Origin of the sequence: Nonomuraea longispora (genome assembly GCF_004348345.1) — a bacterium.
In the GTDB taxonomy this organism is placed as follows: domain Bacteria; phylum Actinomycetota; class Actinomycetes; order Streptosporangiales; family Streptosporangiaceae; genus Nonomuraea; species Nonomuraea longispora.
This window is the reverse complement of record NZ_SMJZ01000387.1, coordinates 1-2799: the sequence shown is the minus strand read 5'-3', so window position 1 is coordinate 2799 and position 2799 is coordinate 1. Positions and strand designations below refer to the sequence as shown.

The following is a 2799-nucleotide window of genomic DNA, read 5'->3' as shown; positions in this document are numbered from 1 at the left end:
GAGATCCCCCGCGCCCATCGTGAAGGACGTACCTCCCTGTTCGACGAGCCCCTCCCCCGCCTCCGTCCACACCAGCAGCCAACTGGGCGATCCGATGGGACGCCGGGTCGCGTAGCCGGGCAGCTTGTCGTAGTGGCCCAGGATCAACAGCTCGGCAGCAGGAACAGACAGGTCCGCAGCATTCACAGGCATACCGTCCCACGAACGTGCCGCCTAGCGTGAGTTGCATGAGGCTCAGCGACTTTCACGACCAGGGGTTCATGCTGGCTCCCGCCCTCCTCTCGGGAGAGGAGGCGGCCGAGCTGCGCGACGAGTTCATGGCGCTGCACGCCGGAGGGCCGATCCCCGGCCATTTCGCCCCGCAGCCGCAGGAACCCGGCCGTCCGTACGACATCCTGCGCGACTATCCGCGCATCATGCATCCGCACCAGGTGAACGACGTGGCCCTGCGCTTCCTGCTCGACGCGCGCATCGCCGCGATACTCCACGACCTCCTGGGCGAGGAGCCGATAGCAGCCCAGAGCATGTTCTACTTCAAGCCGCCCGGTGCCAGGGGCCAGGCCCTGCACCAGGACAACTTCTACCTCCGCGTCGAGCCGGGCACCTGTGTGGCCGCCTGGGTGGCGCTCGACCGGGTGGACCGGGCGAACGGCGGCCTGGAGGTCGTGCCGGGGACGCACCTGATGGACCTGTTCTGCCCGGAGGAGGCCGACCAGGGCACCTCGTTCACCAGAGAGTATGTGCCGCCGCCGCCCGGCCTCGAACGGGTGCCGGTCGACATGGCCCCTGGCGACGTGCTGTTCTTCAACGGCAGCCTGGTGCACGGCTCGGAGCCCAACAGCACGAGCGACCGGTTCAGGCGCAGTTTCATCTGCCACTACGTCGGCCGCTCGGCCGAGCGCATCGCCGAGTATTACCCGACGCTCACGATGTCGGGTGAGCGTGTACGGCTGGAGCCCGCCGTGGGCGGCGGACCGTGCGGCACCGAGATCACCGGTCCGCACTGAACGCCGGCCCGGGATCGGCTCATCCGCCCGAGACGTCCGACTCCGCCTCTTCCGGCACCACGCAGTCCCACGGATCGTCCAGCCACCCCTCGGGCAGCAGCACCCTGGACCGCTCACCCGACTTGCCGCGCGGCGTGTCGGTGTTGGGCGGCCACGGCTGGTCCTGCTCCAGCCTGGCCAGCCCCGCGCGCAGCTGGTCGAGCGACTCCGCCGTGGCCAGCTCGCGCCGCAGCTCGCTCCCGACCGCGAAGCCCTTCAGATACCACCCGACGTGCTTGCGGAAGTCGGCCACCGCGTAGCGCTCGATGTCGAAGACGCGCGTCAGCCCCTCGGCGTGCCGGGCCATCGTCTCGGCCACCTCGCCGAGCGCCGGCCTGACCCGCTCGGGGCTGCCGTTGAACGCGTTTTCCAGGTCCTTGAACAACCACGGCCGGCCGAGGCACCCGCGCCCGACGACCACGCCGTCGCAGCCGGTGCGCGCCACCATCCGCAGCGCGTCGCCGGCCGACCAGATGTCGCCGTTGCCCAGCACGGGGATCTCGGGCACGGCCTCCTTGAGGCGCGCGATGGCCTCCCAGTCGGCCACGCCTCCGTAGTGCTGGCGGGCCGTGCGGGCGTGCAGGGCGATCGCCGCGAGCCCCTCCTCGGCCGCGATGCGCCCCGCGTCGAGGTAGGTCAGGTGGTCGTCGTCGATGCCCTTGCGCATCTTCATCGTCACGGGCAGCGCGCCGGCGTTCGCGACCGCCTCACGCAGGATCCGCCGCAGCAGATGCCGTTTGTACGGCAGCGCGGACCCGCCCCCGCGCCTCGTCACCTTGGGCACCGGGCAGCCGAAGTTGAGGTCGACGTGGTCGGCGAGGCCCTCCTCGGCGACCATCCGGACCGCCCGGCCGACGGTGGCGGGGTCGACCCCGTAAAGCTGAATGCTCCTGGGCCGCTCGGACCCGGCGAAGCGGATCATCCTGAGCGTCTTGGGGTTGCGCTCGACCAGCGCCCGCGTCGTGATCATCTCGGACACGAACAGCCCCGCGCCCTGCTGCCGGCACAACACCCGGAACGGCGCGTTGGTGATGCCCGCCATGGGCGCGAGCACCACCGGCGGCCACACCTCGATCGGCCCAATCTTCACCCGCTCAGTTGTAGCGCAGGTCAGGCCGCGAGCGGTATTCGCCCGGGGGTGCGACTGCTGCGCGGGCCCCGCACCGTCCTGGACGAACGTCCGCGACCCCATTTCGTCCTGCGAGGCGTCAGCACGTCCTCAGCGTGTCCGGCTCGGCCGGCCGGCCGAGCCGGACACGTTCGGGCGTCGGACACTCAGCGAAGCGTCGTCGAAAGGGCGGATCGCCGCACCCCTCACCGATAAACTGGGAACCGGCATCTTCATGCGAGGGGACACGGATGCTTCTTCGAGTGCGCCTGGTGCTGCCCGACCGGCCGGGTTCCCTGGCCCAGGTGACCAGGGTCCTGGGTGCGGCGGGGGCCGACATCACGCAGGTGACCGTGCTCGACCGGGGCGACGGGCGGGCCGTCGACGACATCACGATCTTCAACCCGGCGGGCACGCCCCGGCAGACGCTGGTCAAGAGCCTGGAAGGCGTCGAGGGTGTGACGGTCGAGGGGATCTGGACCACCCGGGAGGCTCCCGGCACCTACCCCGAGCTGGAGATACTCAAATACATCACCACGGCGGGCGACCGGGCGCTGACCACGCTCGTCGACTCGCTCCCCGTGCTGTTCAGCGCCGACTGGGCGGCCACGACGACGGCCGAGCATCGGGTGGTCTACGCGAGCT

General features: G+C 70.6%; 4 protein-coding genes. 2 read left to right on the top strand and 2 right to left on the bottom strand.

The features are described 5' to 3' along the window. Positions 1–186: cupin domain-containing protein (locus E1267_RS43325; protein WP_220449954.1), on the bottom strand; the 186-nt coding region annotated here is incomplete at its 3' end. Between the two features lie 41 nt (positions 187–227). Between E1267_RS43325 and E1267_RS43320 the strand changes: the two genes are divergently transcribed. After that, on the top strand, positions 228–1007 hold the full coding sequence (locus E1267_RS43320; protein WP_132342073.1) for a phytanoyl-CoA dioxygenase family protein: 780 nt from the start codon (positions 228–230) through the stop codon (positions 1005–1007). A gap of 19 nt (positions 1008–1026) precedes the next feature. Here the strand turns inward: E1267_RS43320 and dusB are convergent, their stop codons facing one another. Further along, positions 1027–2136 carry a tRNA dihydrouridine synthase DusB gene (gene dusB / locus E1267_RS43315; protein ID WP_246064734.1) on the bottom strand — a complete coding sequence of 370 codons (1110 nt, stop codon included), beginning with the start codon at positions 2134–2136 and terminating at the stop codon, positions 1027–1029. A gap of 269 nt (positions 2137–2405) precedes the next feature. Between dusB and E1267_RS43310 the strand changes: the two genes are divergently transcribed. Continuing rightward, positions 2406–2799 (top strand): ACT domain-containing protein (locus E1267_RS43310; RefSeq protein ID WP_132342071.1); only part of this gene is annotated, 394 nt, incomplete at its 3' end.

Bases quoted from the DNA above. Each gene is read 5' to 3' on its own strand.
- E1267_RS43320 (WP_132342073.1), top strand. From the start codon at position 228: ATGAGGCTCAGCGACTTTCACGACCAGGGGTTCATGCTGGCTCCCGCC.